This is a genomic window from Bartonella sp. AP11XZML, assembly GCF_042196445.1.
In the GTDB taxonomy this organism is placed as follows: domain Bacteria; phylum Pseudomonadota; class Alphaproteobacteria; order Rhizobiales; family Rhizobiaceae; genus Bartonella.
In genome coordinates this window covers 1-26,031 of the sequence record NZ_JBHIQF010000050.1, presented here as the reverse complement: position 1 = coordinate 26,031, position 26,031 = coordinate 1, and the positions used below count along the sequence as shown (strand labels likewise).

The following is a 26,031-nucleotide window of genomic DNA, read 5'->3' as shown; positions in this document are numbered from 1 at the left end:
GTGAGGGCATTGAAACCGGTCTGGCTCTGCTGTCTGGGTTATTAACAGAGCCCGTGAATTTATGGGCGTCCCTTTCAACCCTATGAAAATGCAAAATAGATATAAAATATCTATTTTAACAGTAGCTATTGAAGAAACAGTAAAAATACATTACATTAGAACCACTTTGTAACACATTAAGTGGTCGTAAAATGGCTGAGACAACATTTACTTTTCGCGTCGATGATGTATTAAAAAATGAATTTTCCAAAGCAGCAAAGGCGTGTGATAGATCTGGTGCACAATTATTGCGCGATTATATGCGCGATATCGTAAAAGAACAAAAAGAAAAAAGTGCATACGATTTATGGTTTCGGGAACAAGTTCAATTAGGGATAAACTCTGCTAATACAGGTGATATAATATCTTCTGAAGAAATCGAAGCAGAAGCAAAGGAATGGCGCCTAAAAACACAAAGTAAACTCGATAGATCAACTTTATGAAGCTAATTTGGACACAAGTAGCACACGTTGACCGCAAAAAGATCCGTGAATACATATCACAAGATAATCCTTCTGCTGCCTTAAAGTTTGATCAACTTTTATCTGAAAAAGTAGAAAAACTTGTTAAATTTCCTACTCTTGGTCGTTTAGGACGAATTGTAAATACACGTGAACTTATTGTACATCCAAATTATATCATGATTTATGATATTTCAAATGACGTTGTGCGTATTTTACGTGTGCTTCATACAAAGCAAAAATTTCCTTAATCAACTGTATTTTTATTTATTTGCTAATTGAAGCAAATTATTTTCTACAATACTGCGCTCCGTATCAGTAAGTAATGATAGATTACTATTTTTATAATATTGCGAATATGATTGCATAATTACTTTGCACACCGCTTAGTTTCTACTCGTAAAAATAATGATGATACTCTTGGTAAATGACGTTTTATCGTCAATGATGTGACTGTTGAAAAGCTTGGGGAACTCTTAAAAGAAAACCCCCGTGGTCTCTTAATGGTTCGTGATGAATTATCTGGTTTTTTAGCCAATCTGGAACGAAGAGAATATCAAACAGACCGCGCCTTTTATTTAACAGCTTTTAATGGAGATGATCAATTTACCTATGACCGTATCGAGCGTGGAACCATTTTTATCCCTTATGTCACTTTATCCATGATTGGCGGCATTCAACCTTCACGCATTATTCCGCTCATTCAAGCAATACACCGTGGAATAAACGATGACGGTTTATTGCAACGCTTTCAAATGATTGTCTGGCCCGATGACAATAAAGAGTGGCAATTGGTTGATAAACCGCCCAATCAAGAGGGGTGGCAAAAGTATGAAGGAGTTTTTCGCTCTTTTCGTGATAAACGCTTAGGGTCTCCAGAACAACCACTGATCATGCGTTTTTCTCCTAAAGCACAAGTGAAGTTTTATGAATGGTTCGAGCATCTTCATAGAGAGGTAAAAAGAGGTACTCACTCAGAAAGCTTACAATCGCATCTTTTAAAAATGCCAAAGACCATAGCAAGCCTTGCGTTGATTTTTGAACTTCTTGATAGTGGTGGTTTAGAAATTGGTCTCTATGCCATTACAACAGCCTTGCGTTGGGAAAAATATCTGTTAAGTCATGTCAAAAGACTTTATGCGGCGGGGGATACATTAACAGCAGAGCGTGCAAAATTAATTATTGAACGCTGTGATTGTTTACCCGATGTTTTTACAGCAAGGGATGTTTATAAACGTGATTGGAAATATTTAACAGACAATCAAACCGTTAAGCAAGCTTTAGAGCTTTTATGTCGTTGTAACTATATTCGTGAAATCTCTGGAGAGAATAACTCCCAAGGCGGTCGACCTACCATACGTTATGAATGGCACCCTTTAGTGAAAAGTCATAAGACATCACACTGAGGCAATTTGGAAATCTTATAAAACATTAAACAATATAACAGTGAACCTTTAAAGCACTCCCCATCATTAGTTTTGGGGGGTATGGGGGTTTTGGGGGGGCTTTTTACCCCCCCTTTATATATATTTTTTAATCCAAAATAAAAGTTATTATATTTCAACAAGTTAAGCTTTCAAATAAACAACCTATATTAAACATAACACATAAATACAATTTTTAATATATCTAAGAGGGTTTTGTAGGTGTTTTGGGGGTTTTAAAAACAGACAAAACCTATCTATAAAATGCATCAAAATACTCATTCTGATATTTTAAAGCACATAGTGCATTTATCTTGATTAACCCATGAAATGAATAGCAAATTTTACTACTTTGCTGATCTTATTCCATGTCATGGGCTGTTGATAAGCAGCCTTAAAGACCCCTTTTGAAAAAATATCGGCTTTTTTTAGCAGTTTTTCCCATTTTTATCGTTATTTGCTTTAAATGCATTTGATTGAATTCGTTTTGATTCTTTTGATGATTATTAATCATATCATAAGGCAAGGGATTTTTATTACAATATGCTGCAATCTGTTAACTCTGATAATAAACACGTCACTTTACGCTCTCTGTTGGAATATTATCGTCAACAAGCTAAATCACTCCGTGAATTGGGAACGCTGTTTGAAAACCTTGTAAAGGTTTATTTAGCTGAAGACCCGTTGCAAAAGCAAGAATACGAAAAGGTTCAAACTTATTTGGAATGGGCTAAGGAACATGATGAAGATGGGCGTGATATTGGTATTGATTTGGTCGCTACAATCCGTGATCAAGGAGGATATGCGGCTATTCAATGTAAATGCTATGATGCTTCTCACATCATTAAAAAAGAAGATATTGATAGCTTTATCGCTGCCTCTGGGAAAAAGATTTTTACGCGTCGTATTCTCGTTGATAGCACCGAAAGCAATTGGAGTGATAATGCTAACAACACTTGTGATGGTCAAGAGGTTCGTATTCAACAGATTAATCTGTTTGATTTAGAAAACAGTCAAATTGATTGGGGCGCTTATAAAGAACGAGGACAAGCCGTCCTTAAAGAGCAACCGAAAAAAAAGCTTTTAGATCATCAGATAGAAGCGCTTGAAAGAGTTTGTGAAGGTTTAAAAGAAGCGGACCGTGGCAAGCTTATTATGGCATGTGGTACGGGTAAAACATTCACCAGTCTTAAGATAGCAGAAACCATAGCAGGAAAAGGCAAGCGTGTGTTGTTTTTAGTGCCCTCCCTTGCTTTGATGTCACAAACAATCCGTGAATGGACCCTTGATACAGAAATCCCCTTGCGTTCTTTTGCCGTGTGTTCGGATACACAAGTGGGTAAGCGTCGTAAAGGGAAACATGATGATGAGGCTAGTCTCGATGCCTCTGATCTTGTCTTGCCGGCTACGACCGATGCGCAAGCACTTGCGCGTAAAGCCAATAAGACTTCTCTTGATGTGATGACGGTGGTCTTTTCGACTTACCATTCCATTCAAGTGATTTCGGATGCACAAAAAGACCATGATTTACCCGAATTTGATTTAATCATTTGCGATGAAGCACATAGAACAACGGGTGTTGTGTTGGGAACAGAAAAGCATGAATCTGAATTTATCAAGGTTCATGATAACAGCATCATTCGGGGTAAAAAACGTCTGTATATGACAGCAACGCCCAAGATCTTTGCTGATAGTGCTAAAAAACAAGCCCATGAAATGAATGGCATTTTAGCGTCTATGGATGATGAAGCCCTCTATGGAAAAAATCTTTACACCTATACATTCTCAAAAGCCGTTAAAATGAACTCTTAGTTCCTTATAAGATTATTATCTTGGGTGTTAATGAAGAGGAAGTGAGTGAATCCATTCAACATCTGATGACCGATGAGAATTATGAACTTACTCTTGATGATAAAACCAAGATCATAGGCTGTTATCAAGCCCTTGCCAAAATAGATCTAAAGGTTGATTTGAGTGATGATCCTAACCCTATGCGACGGGCTTTGGCTTTTTGTAGAGACATTAAAACTTCTGAACGTATCCGTGATACATTCAATTCTCCAGAAATACAGAAAGAATTGTCTGATCTTCATAAGCTTTATAAAGAGACACCGCCTCTTCAGTGTAGCTTTGCGCATATTGATGGAACACAAAGTGCCAAGAAGCGCAATGAAGCTCTTGATTGGTTAAAGGAAGATGCGGGGGGAAATACGTGTCGTGTGCTCACCAATGTAAGATGTCTTTCTGAAGGTGTGGATATTCCTGCTCTTGATGCTGTTCTATTTTTACACCCGCGCAAAAGCCAAGTGGATGTGATACAGGCGGTGGGGCGTATTATGCGTCGTGCCAAGGGCAAGAAGAGAGGCTACATCATTCTACCCGTTGGGGTTCCTGCTGGGATTTCTGCTGAAGAGGCTTTAAAATACAACAAGAGATACAGTGTTGTTTGGCAAGTGATCAATGCTTTGCTTTCCCATGATGAAAACTTTGAAGTAACCCTTAACCAGATGATTTTAGATCAAGACGTAAGTCATACTTTAGAGATTGTTGCCTTAAAGAGTATGACCACGGTTGAAGATAAAATCCATGTTTATGAGAAACCAGAAAGCGCGGGGCTTGAGATTGGAAAAGCAGCTTATGAACCACAGCGCTATATTCATAGCGTAACAGGAAGATTACCTTTTTATAAAGAGTTTCCCAATGCCCTTAAAACCCTTTTGGCTAAGAAATTTACCCTTGCCGATTACTGGGGCATATGGGCTGGCAATGTTGCTGAAATTGCTCAAAACCATATTACACATCTTCAAAACCTGCTTGCTGATGAAAACAGTGAAGCCTTTCATGCTTTTGAGAGTTTTTATAAAGAACTCAAAAACAACTTAAACAGTGATATCAAACAAGAGGAAGCGCTTGAGATGTTAGGACAACATCTTGTGACGCGTCCCGTGTTTGAAGCTTTGTTTGAGGGCAATGAATTTGTGCAAAACAATGCCATTTCGCAAGCCATGGAAAAAATCTTAACAGAACTTGATAAAACGAATATCGAGGAAGAATCCAAGGAATTACAAGAGTTTTATGACAGCGTAAAATTCCGTGCCTCTGGAATTACCTCCCCCCAAGCAAGACAAAACCTTATTATCAAGCTTTATGAAGATTTTTTTACCAAGGCATTTAAGAAAACCACCGATAGGTTTGGGATTGTTTATACACCCATTGAGGTTGTGGATTTTATCATTCATTCTGTTGATGATGTGTTGCGGAATGAGTTTGGCAAAAGCTTGGGGTCACGGGGTGTTTCTATTCTTGACCCTTTCACTGGAACTGGAACCTTTATCACACGGCTTTTACAATCCAATCTCATCAAACCAGAGGATATGGAATATAAGTTCCGTCATGATATTCATGCCAATGAAATTGTTTTGCTTGCCTATTACATAGCAGCGATTAACATTGAATCGACGTATCATAGTATCATGAAAGGTGATTACATTCCTTTCAAACATATTGGTTTGACCGATACGTTTCGGATGCTTGAAGAGAAGAACCTTCTGCAAAAATTATTCAAAGAAAACAGTGAATATTTAGAGCATCAAAAGAAACTGGATATCCAAGTTATTTTTGGTAACCCTCCTTATTCTATAGGACAAAAGAGTGAAAACGATAATGCGAAGAATACTCCTTATCCTATTTTAGATAAACGGATCAGTGAAACTTATGCGGCTCAATCGAAAGCAAGTCTTATACGAGGTCTGTATGACAGCTATATCCGCGCCATTCGCTGGGCAAGTGACCGTATAAAAGACCGTGGTGTTATTGGTTTTGTTACAAATGCTGGTTTTATTAATGGAAGTTTTATGGATGGGTTACGCAAATGCCTCGTTGAAGAATTTAGCAGCCTTTATATTTTCCATTTACGGGGAAATGCTCGGACTTCTGGAGAACAACGTAAGAAAGAAAGTGGTGGAATTTTTGGTGAAGGATCTCGTGCCCCTATAGCGATTTCTATTCTCGTAAAAAATCCAAATGCACAACAGCATGGTAAGATATATTTTCGGGATATTGGAGATTATCTCAATAGAGAAGAAAAGCTAACAATAATTGAAAAATTTAGTAGCATTGATGGCATTACACGGAGCAAAAAAGGTTGGCAAATAATTCCACCAGATAGGCATGGGGATTGGATCAATCAACGTGATGACAATTTCAACGCCTTTTTAGCTATAGGTGATAAAGGTGATAAAAAAGGTCATGGTAAAAAACTTTTTGAAAATTTTTCTTGTGGTATTATCACTAGCCGTGATGCATGGGCATATAATGCAAGCCGTGAAGCTTTAGCAAAAAATATGGATAACATGATTGCATTCTATAATAGTGAAGTGGAACGTTTTAATGATGCTTATGTACATGCTGATCATAAAGCACGTACAAAGGCTGTAAATAATTTTGTCGATTTGGATACAAATAAAATCAGTTGGAGTCATAATGTTAAACAAGAATTGGTAAGAGAAACAATCTTTGAACTTGAAGAAAAATGCTTCACACAAAGCCTTTACCGTCCTTTTACACGACAGTGGTTTTATTATAATCGCGTTTTCAATGAAAGAGTTTATCAAATGCCGCGGATATTTCCTATAGGGCAAGCGGTTGATAATAAGGTGATACAAATTACAGGCATAGGAGCAAATAAAGATTTTTCTGTTATTATGATTAAGACAGTATCTGATTTTCATGTGATAGAAAATGGACAATGTTTTCCACGCTATATTTATGAAGACACTACGGTTTCAAAAAGTAAAAGTGAGAAACAATCCTATTTATTTACGGATTCTACAGAAGACAGCAAAACAGCTGGTTTACAACGACGTAATGCCATTACTGATGAGGGATTAGCACATTTTAAAGCCGCTTATCCAAATGAAAGTATCACTAAAGATGATTTATTCTATTATGTTTACGGTTTACTTCATTCGGAAGATTACCTTGCTCGTTATGCTGATAACCTCTCTAAAGAATTGCCTCGTATCCCTTGTGTAAAGAGTGCTGAAGATTTTTGGAAGTTTGTAACAGCAGGGCGTAAACTAGGTCATTTACACGTGAATTATGAAGATGTAGAGCCTTATCCCGTGACCTTTAAAAAAGGCAATCCAAAACAGACAGAGATCTCTAATCCAGAAAAGTTTTATTATGTAACTGAAATGAAATTCGCAAAAATTAAGAATAGTAAGGAAAAGGATAAATCGACTGTTTTTTATAATAGCAATATCACCATAACAGATATCCCTCTTGAAGCTTATGAGTATATTGTCAATGGCAAGCCTGCTCTTGAATGGGTTATGGGGCGTCAATGTGTAAAGACTGATAAAAAGAGTGGTATTGTTAATGATGCCAATCGCTATGCTGTTGAAACCGTTGGCAATCCTGCCTACCCTCTAGAGTTGTTTCAAAGGGTTATTACCGTAAGTTTAGAAACAATGAAAATCGTTAAGAACTTACCAAAATTAGAAATAAGAGAAACTGAATAACTTATAAAGCATGTTCACATGATAGGCATGCTAAATTCACAAGGGGTATAGAGCTTATAACCATAATCTATACCTCTCTTGTTAAGTTGATTACATACAATCTTTAAAAGGAGTGTTTATATGCGTTATTCTAAAAAGAAATCATTTGCACTTTTAAATACTCTCATTTGGATTGCTTTAAGACTTTTAAGAAACCCACTCTTAAATAGAATTAGATTTTTTTACATTGCCTTTAAAAGATTATACCGTAATCTAAAATGATAGCTTTATTGTTTTCAAAAGCTTTATTTAAGAGAGTTATATATATATTCATTTTGCTTATAGGTTTTGAAGGTTTCTCAAACCCTCAAAATACCTTCAAAAATATACCATGAGTTGTATTTATAGGTTTCATCTTAATATAGATTGTATCTCTAAAATTCTAATATATTGAAATATAATAACTTTTATTTTTTTGTTGAAAAAAATATATAAAGGGGAGTAAAAGGAACCCTCAAAATACTCAAAATCTTCAAAACTAACAACCATAAGGATCTTGATAGCATTTCTTATGAGTTACAAACTATCTTTTGAAAGGCTTTAAAGGATCATATGCTTTTCATAAAGCACATTTTAATCACTCACTAAAATAATCTATTTTCTCAGTTCAATTTACTGACACATAACTGACAAATATATATTGTGAGTTGAATTTATGGGTTACTATTTAATAAAGGTTGTATCATTGAAATGCTAACCTATTGAAATATATTGATTTTAATTTTCTCTCATTTAAAAAAATAATATAGGCTCTAAAAAGAACTGACAACACTGACACGGTCTATTAAAAGGGATTTTGCTAATCTTTATAATGATCAATCTCTTTTTAGATGTTTTCATAACAAGCAATAAATCGCAATTATCCTATTTATCAACTAGTTGTATAACATCATCTAAGGTATAGGTTTTCATAAATGAACCTCAAAACGTGCGTTATAAACGCTCCATATTTCCTCTATCAATTTCACCTCTTCCATAGTTTTTTCCAAAAACTCTTGTAAAAAGGGATAGGTTGCGGAGTGGGAGTGTTCTCAATCTTTTCAATCGGTTGATCACCATCAGGTATCTCTTCTCCCACGCTTTCTTTAATTCTTTTGCAAAGGAATTCATAAAAATTACTGGCATAATATTCGCAATCTTCAGATGGAAGCCTGACATAAAGTGGGCATTCTCCATCCCGAAACTGCGTATAATCAAAGTAAAAAGTCTCACCAAAATCTGTTCTACTTACGATAGGCTGTTCTGGTGTCGCAAAACCCCTTTTTCTATTATTTAAGTTGCGGAAAACAATATCACCAGCAGCAATACCTATTCCACAATCCCTATAAACGCTACAGATTTCATAACCTCCAATTTCTCCTCCTTTATAATTTTTTAAAAAACTCTTATAAGAAGATGTAAATTGTAAACCGAGAGCTTTCTCCGCCTTTTCAATCAGTAGATCATCAACTGCATTGTCTGCAGTACCCAAATTGATAATCTCATCATCATATTTATTCACTTTATCAATTAATACTGCAACATCAGCTAAGGTATAGGTTTTCATGAATCTTCCCCTGCATGGTCCTTAATTCTTTTACAGAGAAATTCATAAAAATTACTTGCATAATAAAGGGGATCTCCAGATATTACCTCAAAATAGAGCGGACATTCACCATCCTGAAACTGAGAGTAATCAAAATAAAATGTCTCACCAAAATCAGTTCTACTGACAACAAGCTGCTGTGATTTTGCTAAACCATTTTTCATTTCTGTTAAGCGATTATAGACAATGTCACCACCATAAACAGTTTCAAAGTCTACACCATAAATGCTAAAAATTTCCTCGCAACCAATTTCTCCTCCTCCGTAATTTTTTAAAAAACTCTTGTAAGAAGATGTGAATTGCAAACCTAGAGTTTCTTCAGCTCTCTTTATCCATACATCATCAGGAGCATCCTCTGCAGAACCAAAATTAATAATATCACTATATTTATCAACTAATTGTGCAACATCATCTAAAGTATAAGTTTTCATAATTTGTTCTCCATAAATTGTTATTTTTTAGTTGCTATAGCTTTTTCTTCATAACCTTTAGCACGTTCTTTCCAGTATTTGGGTCTCCACCTATCAAACATATCTCTATCGATAAGCGATTCTTGTGTTTTAGGATAAATATGAATAACAGAAGTATGTTCTTGATGGAATGTTCTGCTAACCTCTGCTATAGGGCTATCTTGTATTTGCAACATATGATGCAACTCAACGGGATGACCATCGAAACCAATAGGTGCTCTTCCTGTTTTCATCCTCTCAATATTTGTAACCCACACTGTTTTTCCATTTTTTCTCAACTTAACAACTTGGTAAGGATCAAACAGATCATCTCTCTGATAGACTTTATTTATCTGAGTAATTTTTTCTCCCTTGTTAGTTATTTCAAACTCAACCTCAATAGGTTTTGACCAGAATTTTCTCTCTTGCCCCAAATATTGAGTTGCAATAGCTTCATCGCTCATTTTTTCTAGCGATTGTGCAATTTCTTTCCCCACATGCGCAGTATTTACTTCAGAACTAGTTGCTCCCGTTATAGCCGCTTCTTCAGCTTTAGCAGCAAATTTGATGAGATCTTTTTCTACAAGCTTGCCCGCAAGCTTTACGCCTCCCTTGGCTGCTCCAGCAACTCCGTCAGTAAGCACGATAGAACCCACTTCATAAACCACTTTTCCTAATGCTTCACCTGCCATCTCGCCAGATTCAGCACCAGCAATGAATGCTCCATCCCTCCCTTTCTCCCTTGTTTCATGTATGTGATCTATATGCCCTCTAAAGGAATCCTTTATGTGATCTATACGCCCTCTAAAGGAATCCTTAACACCTCCCCAGAATTGACCAATTCCTTCCCAAAGTTGACCAGCACCTTCCCAGACATCATCAAATATATGCCCACTCGTGGCCCAAGCTTTTGCTGTTCCAACGCCTTGAAGGGCATTTTGATAGATCTCATCAACTGAACTGTTTCCTATTACCGATCCTAATTCTTTAATGTCATGAACTGTCGCATATATTCCGTTTCCTATTGCCGATCCTAATTCTTTAACGTCATGAGCTGTCTCAGATATTCCGTTTCCTATTGCTTTTACGGCACCAACAATCGTACCCTCCGCAAGACCTATCTCAAAAATCCTATCTTGCTCTTCACTAATCTCGAACCATTTTTCGTTAACATCTCTTCGACACTGATCATCAGGGCACTCTTCTAACTCTTTCTTCATCTGAGCGCGTTGTGCACTACCCAAAAAGTTATTTGCAGCGGCATTACCAGCGGCATCGACGCCGGCATCAACATCGCCACCGGCAATGGCAGCGGCAACACCCCCCGCAGCCCGTGCAACATCAATGGTGTGGTCTCTAAAGTCAGCAAACTGCGCATCAATCTTTGCGTTTATACGCGCTTCCTCTTCCGCAGTTGGGGTGCGACCGTTTAGGTCCCCCATTTCCTCTTTCACAATGCCTTGCACCCACAATTGAAACTGGAGCATAGCAGTGGCTTCGCCCACAGCCCCGCCAATCGCACCGGCAGAGCAAGCACCGCTCGCAACAGCGCCTTTTAAGCAGCCAAGTCCTGCATGGGCAACAATCTGCGTGACCGTGTCTATTTTGCCTTCTGCCTTGGCGGTACCGATTTCTTCTGCCAACGATTTGCCAACCGTATCAGACAGGGCGATGCGCAGATTGTTAAAAAAGTTCTTGTCAAAAGAGCCACCCTCAAGAGCCGTTTGAACGCTCGTGCCAATGGCGGCTTTGATCAGGTTCTTTTCCGCTTCACTGGCGATACGATCGACAAAAGGAGCGGTTTTTGGCAAAGATTGTCCAACACCTGCCATTTCCGTTATTTGGCTGGTTAAGCCTGCTGTTAACATCGATGAGACAATGCTGAGAACATTCTTTGAAGAGCCAAGCTCATGCAAGGCACCGGCAATATTGCCGCGATTATTGACAAGAGCCACAGCGCTTTTGTTAATCAGCGCTTGGACACCTGCCTGTATCGCCGCATTCATGGCGGTGCTCGAGCCAAGCCCCAAAGCACCGGTAATGGCACTGGCAGCGCCCGAGGCTGCTCCACCCGTAACCGCCGTGACAGCCAATGCCACGATAGCCGCACCGGCTTCTGTCAGCCCTTGGGCTTTATAATCCCAGTCTTTAAATTCAGCCTTAACGGCTTGCCAATCCACTTGCTTGGATAATTCTGGATCATCACGCAGTTGCTTGATCCATGCCATGCCTGGGGAGCGAGATAATTGCTCAAGAGATTTGTCTAAATCACCGGTTGCCTGATACTCAACAACAAAGCCATCACCCGCATCAAGCTTTATGCCACCCTTAGCATCTATGGTGACATGCTCGATGGTCTCCTTCAGATAGCCTTTGTCCCTCTCATTCCACCACACAAGATTTTCATTACGCTGATAAACATCCTTAAAATCTTGATCCTTGTTGGTGAGAAACTTGATCTTCCCCTTATCTGATGCCAAATGCGTCTGACCACCACTTTTTGCCCCTATGGCATCAAGCGTGAGATCCCCATTTTGCGCATGCATGGAGAGGTTGCCCTCTGTTTCTATCGTGGTTTTGTTTGTAGTAACTTCTGTTGACTGTTGACGAAACTTATTCTTTTGCTTCGATTTGTCGCCTTCTTTGCCCCTCAGATCCAAATCAAAACTGTTAAAATCTTGCTCTGAAATCACGTTGAGAGCGCCACCACTGGTGAAATCCCCATTGCCCTTGGCTTTAAACTTTCCCTCAAGGTTCAGTTCACCACCTGTGACAATGGTCAAATCTCCATCACTGTTGACTTCTGCCAAACGGTGCTCACTGCTTTGGGCGTTATAATGCCCTTTTTCCAATGTCTCCTTATGGTCACTCTCTAGTACTAATGAACCAAACGTAGCAGAACCATCGACAATCACCGTCATCGGACCGCCACTGCTCCATTGGCCACCAGTCATGCTTAAATCGCCAAGGGAGTGAATGTTTAAATCCTGTATAGAAATGATTTGAGCCTGCTGCCCACTGCGATCAACAAAACCATATTCATTCGTGTCACGGATTTTTGCAGTACCATCAATGATTGTCTTCGCATTGAGGGTGATGATATCCCCCAGAATAACCCCTGAAGAGTTGGCTAAAAGATCGCCACTGCTGAGATCTACAGCACCGCTGCCAAGCAAAAAACCACCATCATTAAACAAAGTTTGCGTGGTCGAAACATGCAATGCACCATTACTTGATATGGTGCCGCTATTGGTAAGACGGTCCGTCTCTATAGTGACGCCATTGCCTTTCAAACGTGCACTGGCAAGGTTTCCTTGCTGCGTTTTTGCCCCATAAACATCTTGTGCTAAAGAAGTGTTTGGTGCCAAATAAACGTGAGGCACTAAGACCTCTTGTCCGTCAACAAGGTGGGTCTCAAGCCAGATCATATCCTTTTTGATCCCAGCAATCTGCTGAGGCGTTAAGGGCTTGCCTAGCTCTAACCCCAAAGGACCTTGCTGCTCCACAGCATTGTCATAGAGCCTTTGCATTTGAGCATTGGGATCTTCAACATCAAGAAGAGTGCGATTACCTGTCAGCTCAAAGATTTGCTCACCCACCAGACGATATTCAAAATAAGCATCCCCCAACTTTTTGAACACGTGCTCAGGCTTATAATTACCAATCTTTTTTAAGTAATAGTCCGATCCCAAAAATTTACTTGGGTTGATAAAGTCCTGTCGCGTCTCGATTAAAAATGGCACATCCGGTGTTTGGGTCTGGTCCAATTCTGTCTTAACAGAGCTAAGCCCGTCTTGCGTTGGCACCTGTATGGATTCTGGTGCGGGTGTTTTTGTGCTTGGTGCAAAAAGCCCTTTGTGCCCTTTCAAACCATTGATAATCCCATCTAATCGATCATCACTAATCAGTGGTTTGGAACCGTCAAAATCGGTGTTTTTAACACCAGCCAACCCCTTATCGCCAGAGCTTAAGCCAACTTGCTCAACCCCCTCACGCACCGCATGATTGTCAATATAGCCTGTCAACTTGGCATCAAGCGTGCCACCAGCTTCAATCGTGCCATAAACAGCATCATAAGTGCGTTTGAGTGTTTGGGTAAAAGTAGGACCATCCCATTCTTCTGCACCTTGCCCTATACATGCTGGATTTGTGGCACTACATTGCTTATATCTGTAGCGTGTTTCAGTTACAATCTTGGTTTTTTCAATTAAATCACGCCCCTCATTGAGTAGCGTATCACCCTGCATCTCAATGTTGCCATTAGCAGCAATCAAACTATAGCTATTGCGGATATCACCGGCATGGACCGTGAGATGACGCCCTACCAAAATCTGTGCCGCATTATTGGTAAAATGAGGCTGCTGACGAATGATCGTAGTGTCGATATTTTTCTTGATCCTTGTGTGTTTATCAACATTTGGGATATTTTCCCATTCTCCTTGCACGTAACTGTGAGAAACCACTTTATCGCTAACTTCAACCCCACCTTCACGCATGTTGGTAAGCGCTGAGACATCGAAGGTCATATCGCCTGACACGGCTTCTAAAAGACCCGAGCTGTTGATCACATGACCAGCCCGCTCTCCACTTAAGCCACGGATGATGAGATTGTCTTCAGCAATGACATCGGCAAACTTATTAATAAAATCCCCATCCAAGGAGAAAATGGCAGATTTCTTGGCATAAATCAGCCCACTATTACTCAGATCAGCGCTCACATTGAGCGCAACCCCATCACCACTTGAACCAATACTGCCGGCATTGTCCAAAACATCTGCGGTTAAGACAAAAGAACCACCACTTTTGAGAACACCGTCTTCACCATTTAAAACCAGAGCAACTTGCCCCAATGACGGATCATAGCTTTCTGCCACAAGCGTAAAACTGTCACTGGCTAAAAGCTGACCGGAATTGGCTAAAGACCCAAGCTTCGCATCAACAACACCGCCCACCATAATACCGGAATTTCTTAAAACATCATGGCTGTTGAGAGTAAGTACCCCGCCTTGCGCTTCCACAAGCCCAGCTTGGGTGAGTGTGCCTGCCTTCAGCGTTACATCATAGGCGCCAACCTCACTTGTCTCGCCCATTGTCAATATGCCATCACTGGAAAGCTCTATCCGCTTTTTAGAGACAATGCGCCCCGTTTGGTTCAGAGTGTTTTGCGCATGCAAAGCAATAGTATCATTGCTTTCTATCGTGCCACTATTGGTTAAATCACCATGGCTGGTCAGTTGAAGGTCACCACGCTCAATCTCTATGTGCCCTGCTTGGATCACACTATCAGCAACAATATTAACTGCCCCTTGCGTAGAAATAAGACCATCAACATTCTCAAAACTGCCCACATCAATGCGCAAACCATCCCGCGCTAAAACATGCGCACCTTCATCATGTGTAGCGTTTTGTTGGTCTGAATTTGTCGTTTCAGCGCTTTTATTGACAAAAGACGTTGCAACAATCTTCATCTCACCGGCTAAAGCACTGAGAAGACCAGCCTCATTATTTATATGACCATTTATATGACCAGCACGTATCTCTTTCAGCCCACCAATGCTGAGAGCCTCTTCAGCAATCATTCTGCCCTGTGTGTTGGTTAAATCACCATCACTGAATAGGTCCATAGATTTTTTGGCATAAATCAGCCCACTATTGCTGACATTTCCTGCCACATTGAGCGCAACATTCTCACCACTAGAGCCAAGCACACCGGCATTATCTAATTGCCCTACGGTCACAACAAAAACGCCACCACTTTGAAGGACCCCTTCGGATGTATTATTCAGAAAGGCTTGTTGCGGATCGGCGCCTTCTTGTGCGCTTACCATCAAATGCAAATCATCGGTTGCAATAAACGTCCCTTGATTGGTAAATGCACCAATATGAGCATCGACACTCTCACCGCGCATTGTGCCGCTATTGATAACCCCATCACGCACTTGAAGGGTTAATGCTCCTTCTTGGGCTTCCACAGTCCCTGCTTGGGTTAAAGCATCAGCACTTAAAACCACATCATAACTTAAAATCGTGCTCTCTTGAGAGGTTGTGAGCATGCCCCCCGCTGTCAAGGCAACCTGCTGCATGCTGACAATATCACCCGTGTGATTGAGGGCACCATGGGCATCCAGCGTTATCTTCCCATTAGACCAGACAGTGCCTTCTTGGATCAGGGCACCGTGATGCGCATAAAGGTCAATTTTTTGCTCTGCCACTAAGCGCGCGCGTGATGTAAGCTCTGCTGCTTCCACCAAAAGAGAACCGCCGGCGCTATAATGTCCAGCGCCTACAGTGAGCCCATCATCGGCGCTCAAGACAATATTCCCCTTGGCACCAATATGGTTGTTTAAAGCGGTGATTTGATTGGTTTTAATGGTCAGATCGCCAAGGGAAGAAACCCCTGTTTGATCATTGTCTTGCATGCGGCTCAGATCAATTGTTGCTGCTTGGATCTCTAAAAGATCACCGGCGGCTATCCGCCCATTCCCCGCCTCAAGCTTTGCTGCCTGTAAATGCAAAGAACCCGTCGCTGACTGTTGACCATCACTCCCAATACCGCTTGCTAGAAGAGCATGAGACTGGAGCTTGATCAGATCGGCGTGCACATCAACAGTACCGCTCGCTGCAACGCGAGCTTGCTCAGCCAGTTCAACATGTTTCAAAGCCTTCAGCTCAACCGCTTCTTCTGAAAAAAGCAGATCTTTCACATGCACACTGTCGTGGTGAGAACGCGCTTTTACTGCTCCTTTGGCACGTGCTTTGGCAATTACCAGCTTGCCATCACTTGTCAATCTCATGGCGCCTGCATTGGCAACCATGTCTCCTCGCATCTTAACGCCCGCACCTTTATCATTGGCAATCACGCGGATCTGCCCCGCATACATTCCACCAAACTCACTGGAATCAATCGCCAATTCTGGCTCTTTGCCATCAGAACCAAGAGAAGTTGCTTCGCGTTTGTCATAATCAAAATGATTGCGCCCCGCGATAACAGCCAAATCTCCTTTGACCTGTATGGGACCCCCGACACTGATCTTGCGCGAAACAAGATCAAAAATATCTAATGCACTCCCATCAGCCCCACGAGCGCCTATGGTGATATCTCCACCCTCAACACGCAATCCACTCAAAGCGCCATCGGCTCCAATAATCGGTTGTCCAGTCGATAAAGTCACCCGTGGTGTATTAATAAAGCCACAACCGTTACAGGTAATCCCATTGGGATTGGCGATAATAACATCCGCCATTTGCCCGTGTACTTCGCTCACGCCTTCAAGACGCGAGCGATTGGCACTCACCACTTCATTAAGGATAACCTTTGCTGCACCGCTATAACGCAAATTGCCGTTGCCTGGCACCAATCCCCCAAGCTGTGAACGCGAAACCTCCTCAGTCGAATTGTTCAAAATCACGCCATGGGTATCAACATTGAAACTGTCATATTTGTTATGAGAAAGACCCTGTCCATTGGGGCGAACAATATCAATCAGCGGCACATCATTGCCGGCTTTCCCCACCGTGGGGCGGAAAACAGAACCAACCCCATCAGCTGCTTTAATCCCTTGGCTCTCTTGTGCAACAGGACTTCGCGCTCCAAGCGCTTGTGCTTGCAACAACAAAGGCTGAAAAGCTAAGCAAAAGCTTAAAACAAGTGAAAGCCCCTTATGGATCCCTCGCTGCAAAACACAAAGAACGCGCTGCCATAGCTTGTATCCATATCCCAATCTATGCTTTTGATTTTTCAATCCCCGCATCTTCAGCTCCTCATAAAATTCTTTATCTCTTAAAAAAAACAACCCATATGGGTATAAACAGCGCAGCGATATTTTTACCACCCCTTTGCTCTAAAATCTCAATAATGCCCGCACTTGAAATAACCCTGTCGCATTTCCCTTTTCTCGCACTGTCGATTGGGTTAAAATATTCGAATAAGACACATCAATATCCGTAATGTCTCCGGTTGCATGGAAACCAAGAGTTGCCCCAACGAGGCTCCCGCCAAAACTGTTTTTGTTTACATCATTGGCCACGGCCCCCAGATCAAGCGCCATATAAGGGGCAAATTGGCTCATAAATTTACGCCCCATTCTCGAAGAAAAACCTGGCAACAACAGCGACAATTCATTGCGCCAAAACGCCCCATTATTGCCGTAATAAATCGCCTCACGCACCCCACGCACAGAGGAACTACCACCAAGCGATATTTGCTCTGAACTAAACAACGTGTCGGGTGATAATTGTCCTGAAAACAGCGTGTTATAGCGAAAGTTATACTGTTTGAGCGAAAAAGAACGCACGTAGCCTAGGGAAAAAGACAATTTGGAAAATTGCCCTTTGGGTGAATTTTTTGTTGCATTCTCTTGCTCTTTATCGTCATAAGCGCCAAGAATTGCCAACCCTTTATGAAACCCTATATGCGCGCTTAATTCTCCTCCAAGCCACTTGCGCGAATGATCAAGCTCAAAGGTTGCAATAGCCAATTTACGGCTGGAAACATCAACCCGACTGCCCATAATAAAATTATCAGAATATTTCCATGTCAACCGTCCTGTAACCCAGGTCTTTCCCTCTTGATCACGGTCGATAACCCGTGAAATCCACGGTGTAAGCGATAAAGACTTACCCGCTGTCATAATATCGGAAAATATTCCCTTAACACTCGAATGATATTGGCTCCACGTCCCATCAAAACCCGTTGTCCAAGTGCCATAGGGTAGAGAAAATGATCCCGTTAGAGTATCACTATTGGGACGCTTGTGAGAAAAATGATACGGACTACCATCCATAGAGCGCTGATAGCTAAACGACCATTGATCATTAATCCCCAACAGATCATCAAAAGAAAGGCTCAAGCGCGTTTGATAAAGCCCTGTTGCTTTAGCGCCAAGATTATCGCTGGAAAGCGTAATAAGCCAAGGTTTCTGTTTTTCAATATGAACATCGAGTATCGAACCACCCGAATTGCTCCCCGCACCAAGATTAATGGTGGCTTGGCGTGAGAAAAGCCGATTGATTTGATCAAGCCCTTGCTCTATCTGGCGCAGATTGGTCGGTTTTCCAATAAGGTTTGGAAAAGCCGTGGTGATTTCTCCTTGAGATTTCCTTCCAACTTTATGCCCATCCAGAGTGATATCTTCCATCACACCTTCAACTACAACAATCTTGAGATGACCGCCGCTTAAATCTTGCTCAGGCAAATAAGCCCGCACCGCAATATAGCCGCGCTTCATATAAAGCTTGGTCACCGCTTTGAGCACTTTATTGATTTCGGCAATCCCCAAACACCGTCCTTCCCAAAGAGAAATGGCTTCATGAAGGTCGGTATGAGAAATCAACTGAACATCAACAAATTCAATGCTTTTGATCAGCAAACAGGTTGTACTAGGCGAAGCACCATAGGGAGATATGGTATCATCGTCTGGCAAAAATACCCCACGGGTTTTGTTTTTACGCTGCAATTGCTGAAAACGCTGTTGTTGCGTTTGTTGTCGTTGGATGCTCTCTGATTGATTAATCGCTTTCTCACGAATGTTTTGGGCAAAACTCGGCAACGAGAAAAGGCACAAAATAGCCGCAAAAACAAAAGTGAAAAAAAATCTATGCATTCATTGTGCCCTCAAAATGAGCAACAAAATGAACCATATCATCAGCGTCACAGAAAAAATCGCCAACCGCGTAACAATTTTTTAATTTTTTGATGAGAATAATACTTATAACATCTGAGAAAAAAGCGTAGACTGTACTATATATACCTGCTTTATTGGTCACACAAATCATATCATTCCCCCCGTTTTTGAAGATTTTACAATGACACTGTTAAATGACAATCATACGCACTATACGCTTCTTAATTTTAAGGTGCTGCATAGGATATCATTTCGAGGATAAAGTAAAGCCTCTTATTTACAGAATAATCTGATTTATTGGAACTGTTACATATTAGAGACAACGAGAGACTACCACTTATTATGATCTGATGAGAAAAATAGCATGACAATAGCTTATTACTAAAATAAGCAAAAAAGAAAATGCGTAATGCCATAACTTATGAAGGATTAGCATATTTAAAAGCCGCTTATCCTAATGAAACTATCACTAAAGATGATATCTTTTTTACGATTACGGTCTACTTCATTCAGAAGATTATCGTGCCCGTTATGCTGATAACCTCTCTAAAGAATTGCCTCGTATCCCGTGTGTAAAAAATGCTGATGATTTTTGGAAGTTTGTGACAGCAGGACGTGAACTGGGTCATTTGCACGTGAATTATGAAGATGTAAAACCTTATCCCGTGACCTTTAAAAAGGGTAATCCAAAACAAACAGAAATCTCTAATCCTGAAAAATTCTATTATGTAACTGAAATGAAATTCGCAAAAATTAAAAATAGTAAGGAAAAGATAAAACCACTGTTATTTACAATAGCAATATTACCATAACAGATATCCCTCTTGAAGCTTATAAGTATATCGTCAATGGTAAACCCGCTCTTGAATGGGTTGTGGGGCATCAATGTGTAAAGACTGATAAAAAGAGTGGCATTGTCAATGATGCCAATCGCTATGCTGTTGAAACCGTTGGAAACCCTGCTTATCCTCTAGAATTGTTTCAAAGGGTTATTACCGTAAGTTTAGAAACCATGAAAATCGTTAAGAACTTACCAAAATTAGAAATAAGAGAAACTGAATAACTTATAAAGCATGCTCACATAATGGGTATGATAAACGCATAAGGGGTATAGAATCTTATAACCATAATCTATACCTCTTTTGTTAAGTTGATTAGATATAATCTTCTTTACTATGAGGGATAACAAAATAAAGTTAAGAGAATAGGATTTTGCAACATTCCTCTTAATTATTGCGAATCAAGGATTCTTTTCGTGGAGTTTTTTTTGCCATACCTGCTATCCAGAGGGTTTTTAATTCTAAAAAGTTGATTTGAAGTCACAGTGTAGCTACACTATAATAAAAGTTATAAATGGAGATACAAATCATGAAAGCCGATTCTGTTGTTCGCGCTCGCATTCCTGCTGAAATGAAAAAACAAGCGATGATTACTTTAGAACGTATGGGATTAACTGCATCAGACCTTATCCGCATAACATTTTTGCGTGTCGCTGAAGAAGGTTGTTTGCCTTTTGATCTTAAAGTACCTAATAGTGTCACACGTAAAGCTATAAAGGAATTAGATGAAGGTAAAGGTAAGACATTTAAAAACGCTGATGCCCTTTTTAAGGATTTAGGCATTTAATATGCTGATACCCGTCCGCTCAAAACAATTTAAACGTGACGTGCGCAAAGCGGAAAAACGCAGTAAAAATATGAATAAGCTGCGTACACTATTAAGTCTTCTAATTGAAGAAAAGCCATTACCAAGACATTACTGTGATCATCCACTAAAAGGCGATTGGGTAGGGTATCATGATATTCATATCGAACCAGATTGGCTGCTTATTTATAGAATAGAAGGAGATAAATTACATCTTATTCGTACAGGAACACACTCTGACCTTTTCAAAGAATAATTATATGAAAAGTTAAAAATACTCTAACTTTTCTCTACATAATTAGATTTTTTTACATTGCCTTTAAAAGATTATATCGTAATCTAAAATGATAGCTTTGTTTAAAGAGAGCTATGTATATTCATTTTCTTATATTACTTATAGGTTTTGAAGGTTTCTCAAACCCTCAAAATACCTTCAAAACCCCTTTTTATATATATTACAGATTGTATTTACGTGTTGTGTGTAATATGGGTTGTTTATTTAAAACATTAACATATTGAAATATAATAACTTTTATTTTTTGATTGAAAAAAAATATATAAAGGGGCGTAAAAGGAACCCTCAAAATACTCAAAAACCTCAAAACTCATAACCACAATAGTCTTGATAACATTTCTTATGATTATAATCCCTTTCTTTTGAAAGGCTTTAAAGGATCATATGCTTTTTATAAAGCACGTTTTAATCATTCTCTAAATCATAAGTTTATCTATTCAAATGAACTGATAAAATTCATAAAAGGGATTTTAATAACGTAATCAGTTTTTACTTTCATACGCTTTTCATAAGACACATTTTAATGACTCACTAAAATGATCACTTTTGTCAGTTCAATTTACTGACACATAATTGACAAGTTTTAATCAATTCACATCATTGGTTATCTTTAAAGATTGTAATAGTGATATGAGTTATGTCTTAAAAACATTAACCTATTGAAAAATAATGTTTTTAATTTTTTCATTCAAAAAAATAATAGAGGGTCTAAAAAGAACTGACAACACTGACACGGTCTATTAAAAGGGATTTTCCTAATCTCTATAATTATCAGTTTCTATTGAGATGTTTTCATAACAGTCTATAAATCGTAATTATCCTATTTATCGTTTCTCTTATGAAAATGAAAAATGATGCCATGGCTATAAAGAACATAACAGCTATAGAGAATACAAAAATGCAAATGAATGCATTGGTTATAAAGACCATCTCTATAAAAAGCTGTTAAGTTGCAAATGTGTTATTAAAAGAAATTAACAGAAATCTTAAAATTCATTTAGTGAAAAAACTGATAGGTTATAAAGATAAAAATACGCATTATAAGAGCGTTTTTAAATATTATAAATGTATAGATTCAAAAAACAACGCAATCGTTTTATAAAGACTATAATATAGATTTGAAAGCGTATAAATATAAAAGAAGCAATTAATAAGCATAAGATATTTATCAATACACAACGTATTTAAAAAATATCAAAAAAGATAAAATATTATTTGACAATAAATACGTATTTTGTTATATAAATACTCAAGTGCTGAAAACACTTAACGATTAGCGGATAGGTTACGAAACAATCTTTCCAAAGTCTTTAAAATACTGACTGTTTTTTATACGTATTAAAGCGTATAATGATTTTGTCGGGTGTGTCACACCATGCAATACCCTTATGGGAAAAGTGTGACGACGGACTAATCGCCGTGTTTTCAACGCCCGGCGCCTTTATAGCGCGTCAATTGAAAACTTCATTACGATTAGAAAGAATTTAAAATGACAAATTCAAACAACACCCCCCTTATATCTTTAAATGCAAATGAAACCGCTCTTGCTAATCAACAAGAGCCTGCAAAAAAATACGAATTTACAGGTGAGACATAGAGGTTTGCTTTAAAACACTTCATAGAATTAGAGCTTTAAGAGATTTTGGAGACGTCAAAAAAGGTGAGTTAGGCGGGTTTATACAAGGTGAAAGTAATTTATCCCATGATGGCAATTGCTGGGTTGGCGGTAAAGCCAAGGTTTATAGCAATGCAAGGGTTTACGATAATGCCGTTGTAAGTGGGTATGCCCATGTGAATAATATTGCTTGTATTTATGAAAATGCAAGGGTTTATGGCAAGGCGGTTGTGGCTGGCAATATTTATGGCAATGCTCATGTGTATGGCTTTGCACGTATTTATCCGGATGCTCATATTTTTGGTAATGCTCATGTTCATTATTACGCTTGTGTTTTTAATGATACAAAAATTTATGATAATGCGAAAATTTCCGGATATGCTTGTATTTTTGCAAATGTAAAGATTTTTCGCAATGCGGTCATTAAAGGTGACACTTGGGTTCGCAATAATATTGAAGTCTGTAGTAAAGAAATTGTCTATAATGACCAGTCTATAAAAGACGCTGCGTAAATAAGACACGGGCGCGGCGGGGGCGCCCCTCTTTTAAACATTTCATTTTTAAATTTATCAAATATGAACTTAGGGAGTTACCTATGAACGCTATAACTGTGTCTAAAAAATACGAATTTACTAATGAAACACGTTGCGTGGCTGGTCATACTTTACACCGTATTAAAGCCATTAGAGATTTTGCTGATGTAAAGGCGGGCGACCTCGGCGGCTTTATTGAAAAGGAAAGTAACTTATCACATGATGGTACTTGCTGGGTAGCTAATGAGGCTTGTGTTTATAATAATGCTCTTGTTTCTGATAATGCTACTGTTTTTAATTATGCTCGTGTTTTCGATAATGCAACGGTTTGTGATAATGCAAAGGTATTTGATTTTGCTAGTGTTTATGACAATGCAAAAATACATGATAATGCCTTGGTTTTTGGATATGCTTTTGTTTACAAACATGCTCGTGTTTTTAATAACGCCGCTGTATGTGATAAGGCTGTTATAAGAGACAATGCAAAAGTCTATGGGAAGGCTTTTATTAATTGGTATATACGTATTGAAGACAATGAAACGATTAATCTTGCATCTCAAATTTCTGATGACGCTTGTGTCTCTTTACCTATAACAAAAAAATACGAATTTACGAATGAAACACGTTGTGTGGCTGGTCATACTTTACACCGCATTAAAGCCATTAGAGATTTTGCTGATGTAAAGACTGGTGATTTAGGTGGTTTTATCGAAAAGGAAAGCAATCTCTCTCATGATGGAAATTGCTGGGTCTATGATAATGCTACCGTTTTTTGGGAAGCTGTCGTTTCTGACAATGCAAAAATACATGATAATGCTTGTATTAATAGAAATGCTAAAGTTTATGGCAATGCCGTTGTTAATGATGATGCATGGGTTTTCGGTGCAAATGCTCATGTTTATGGCAATGCAAAAATTAATGACAATGCTATCGTTCGTGGTCAAGTTTATGACAATGCCTTTGTTTGTAATAAAGCTAATATCATTTTTGATGCAAAAATCTCTGACAATGCGAAAATTGCTGATAATGCTTATGTAAGGGGCTTTGTTTATGGCAATGCAAAAATATTAGGCTCTGCTCGTATTGATTGGGCTGCTCATGTTTACGATAATGCCGTCGTTTCTGACAATGTATATGTTTGTTACTTAGTAAAAATCTTTGGCAATGCTATAGTTGATGGCAATCAAAAAATTTATGATGATATTGGGAATAATAACAAAACCATAAATGAAGCTGCTTAAATAAAGCATGGGCGTTGTGGGGGCGCCTGATTTCCAATCCAATTTTCCATTTCAAATTTTAGAAAACGTTTATCACATTAGATTGTGAGGGTACTCCTATGTGCAAAAAATACGAATTAACCAGTGAAATTAAAAAAATCAAACATGCACTTACTCGAAATATTATAAATCTTTACCGCATTCGTGCTTTAAAAAATTTCGATGATGTTAAGGCTGGGGATTTAGGGGGCTTTATTGAAAAGGAAGCTAATCTATCCCATGATGGCAATTGCTGGGTGTATGATGAGGCTTGTGTCTACGGTCATGCAAGAGTGTATGATGATGCAAAAATACGGCATTATTCGCAAATCTGTGGTCAAGTTTATGGCAATGCTGAAGTCTATGGAAAGGCTTTTATCTCTCAATATGCTAAAGTTTATGACCATGCTTTTGTCTATGGCAATGCTCATGTTTATGGCAATATTTATGGGTATGCTCATGTGAATGGTAGTGCCCGCGTTCTTGCTGATGCTCATATTTATGACCATGCGCATGTTTCTTATGATGCTACGGTTTTTAGTTATGCACGCGTTTATGGTCATGCCAAGGTTTCTGGCTCGGCTTGTATTTATAGCTATGCCAAGGTTTATAATTATGCCTTTATTAATGGTCGTGCAAAAATACATGGCAAGGTTTATGGAAATGCTTGTGTGAGTGGCTCTTGTGAGATTTATGGCTCTGTTTATGGCAATGCTAAAATCTCATATTGTGCAACGATCTGGGGGCGTGTTTATGGCAATGCAAAAATCAATAAAAAAAGCAAAGTAAGGTTGGTTCCAAAAAATTGTGAGGTGTATGAAAGGGATAATGTTGTCAATATAACTGATAAAACAGAATAAAAAGAGACATGGGGGGCTTTTAATAGGATAACTCCATCATAAAAGATAGCATTCATAAAAGAAAGCCGTGCCAAGTGATATGACGCGGCTTTCAAATAACGATTATAATGATAAAAAATAATCATCCACAATGGAGTAATGAATACATATATACAAAACGTATCATATTGCAAGCGCTCTATGAGAGATATGAAAACTTATCAAAAGGAATGTAAATGATGCGTATGATCTTTAATCACTCTTTTGAATGAGAGAGCCTATAAATGCTTTTTGTTTCTCTCAAACGTATTAATCATAACGTCTTTATCTTTTAAAGAGATTCATTGAAAACAAAGCCCATGATCATGNTTATCTTTTAAAGAGATTCATTGAAAACAAAGCCCATGATCATGATGCTTCTTTTAAAACGTTTCAATATACTAAGCTCAAAATCGAGCTGAGTGAATTCAAATAACGCATTCTATAAAATCAAAACGCTTGTTAGCTTTAACAAAACTCGTTTTTTACATTTACGAGTATTGGTTTTCAAAACAATCTCTCATAAGACAAATAAATAACCGCTTTTATCAAACGCAAGGCTTTAAAAACTGTTATAAACATCTGTTTCAAACGTTTAAACGTTCATTTAGAAAGGCTTTCATAAGTTTCTTTTAAACAGAACTTCTTTGCAAATTAATCGCTCT

At 38.9% G+C, this 26,031-nt stretch carries 11 protein-coding genes and 4 pseudogenes; 10 read left to right on the top strand and 5 right to left on the bottom strand.

Features of this window, described 5'->3' with window-relative positions; translation table 11 throughout:
• Positions 1-191 precede the first annotated feature (191 nt).
• From ACFIMG_RS05275 to ACFIMG_RS05260, 4 genes and pseudogenes are all read left to right on the top strand, one after another.
• Positions 192-482, top strand: a complete 291-nt coding sequence (locus ACFIMG_RS05275; RefSeq protein WP_375678898.1) for a CopG family ribbon-helix-helix protein — start codon at positions 192-194, stop codon at positions 480-482.
• Complete coding sequence (locus ACFIMG_RS05270; RefSeq protein WP_375678897.1) at positions 479-751, top strand: type II toxin-antitoxin system RelE/ParE family toxin; 273 nt, start codon at positions 479-481, stop codon at positions 749-751. The genes ACFIMG_RS05275 and ACFIMG_RS05270 overlap by 4 nt, the downstream gene beginning before the upstream one ends.
• A 180-nt stretch (positions 752-931) precedes the next feature.
• Positions 932-1,906: pseudogene (locus ACFIMG_RS05265) on the top strand (DUF3987 domain-containing protein); the annotation flags it as partial.
• Between the two features lie 561 nt (positions 1,907-2,467).
• Positions 2,468-7,446: pseudogene (locus tag ACFIMG_RS05260) on the top strand (DEAD/DEAH box helicase).
• 1,003 nt (positions 7,447-8,449) lie between these two features.
• On the opposite strand, the gene ACFIMG_RS05255 reads toward ACFIMG_RS05260, so the two are convergent.
• The 5 genes from ACFIMG_RS05255 to ACFIMG_RS05235 form a co-directional block, all read right to left on the bottom strand.
• Positions 8,450-9,031, bottom strand: a complete 582-nt coding sequence (locus ACFIMG_RS05255; protein WP_375678896.1) for an SMI1/KNR4 family protein — start codon at positions 9,029-9,031, stop codon at positions 8,450-8,452.
• On the bottom strand, positions 9,028-9,501 hold the full coding sequence (locus ACFIMG_RS05250) for an SMI1/KNR4 family protein (protein ID WP_375640714.1): 474 nt from the start codon (positions 9,499-9,501) through the stop codon (positions 9,028-9,030). Before ACFIMG_RS05250 ends, ACFIMG_RS05255 begins: the two co-directional genes overlap by 4 nt.
• A gap of 20 nt (positions 9,502-9,521) precedes the next feature.
• The gene (locus ACFIMG_RS05245) at positions 9,522-17,270 is read right to left on the bottom strand and encodes a DUF637 domain-containing protein (RefSeq protein ID WP_375678895.1); all 7,749 of its coding nucleotides are present in this window, start codon (positions 17,268-17,270) and stop codon (positions 9,522-9,524) included.
• 90 nt (positions 17,271-17,360) lie between these two features.
• Positions 17,361-19,121 carry a ShlB/FhaC/HecB family hemolysin secretion/activation protein gene (locus tag ACFIMG_RS05240; RefSeq protein ID WP_375678894.1) on the bottom strand — a complete coding sequence of 587 codons (1,761 nt, stop codon included), beginning with the start codon at positions 19,119-19,121 and terminating at the stop codon, positions 17,361-17,363.
• On the bottom strand, positions 19,114-19,293 hold the full coding sequence (locus tag ACFIMG_RS05235; protein WP_375693576.1) for a hypothetical protein: 180 nt from the start codon (positions 19,291-19,293) through the stop codon (positions 19,114-19,116). The genes ACFIMG_RS05240 and ACFIMG_RS05235 overlap by 8 nt, the downstream gene beginning before the upstream one ends.
• A gap of 254 nt (positions 19,294-19,547) precedes the next feature.
• Between ACFIMG_RS05235 and ACFIMG_RS05230 the strand changes: the two are divergent.
• From ACFIMG_RS05230 to ACFIMG_RS05205, 6 genes and pseudogenes are all read left to right on the top strand, one after another.
• Positions 19,548-20,205: pseudogene (locus tag ACFIMG_RS05230) on the top strand (type ISP restriction/modification enzyme); the annotation flags it as partial.
• A gap of 305 nt (positions 20,206-20,510) precedes the next feature.
• Positions 20,511-20,768, top strand: a complete 258-nt coding sequence (locus ACFIMG_RS05225) for a type II toxin-antitoxin system RelB/DinJ family antitoxin (RefSeq protein WP_375678893.1) — start codon at positions 20,511-20,513, stop codon at positions 20,766-20,768.
• 1 nt (position 20,769) lies between these two features.
• Positions 20,770-21,042, top strand: coding sequence for a type II toxin-antitoxin system YafQ family toxin (locus tag ACFIMG_RS05220; protein WP_273724562.1), 273 nt, complete (start codon positions 20,770-20,772; stop codon positions 21,040-21,042).
• Positions 21,043-22,570: 1,528 nt separating this feature from the next.
• Positions 22,571-23,208, top strand: a pseudogene (locus ACFIMG_RS05215) (hypothetical protein).
• An 83-nt stretch (positions 23,209-23,291) separates the two neighbouring features.
• Positions 23,292-24,470, top strand: coding sequence for a hypothetical protein (locus ACFIMG_RS05210; protein WP_375678892.1), 1,179 nt, complete (start codon positions 23,292-23,294; stop codon positions 24,468-24,470).
• 98 nt (positions 24,471-24,568) lie between these two features.
• Positions 24,569-25,348 carry a hypothetical protein gene (locus ACFIMG_RS05205; RefSeq protein WP_375693575.1) on the top strand — a complete coding sequence of 260 codons (780 nt, stop codon included), beginning with the start codon at positions 24,569-24,571 and terminating at the stop codon, positions 25,346-25,348.
• Positions 25,349-26,031: the final 683 nt, after the last annotated feature.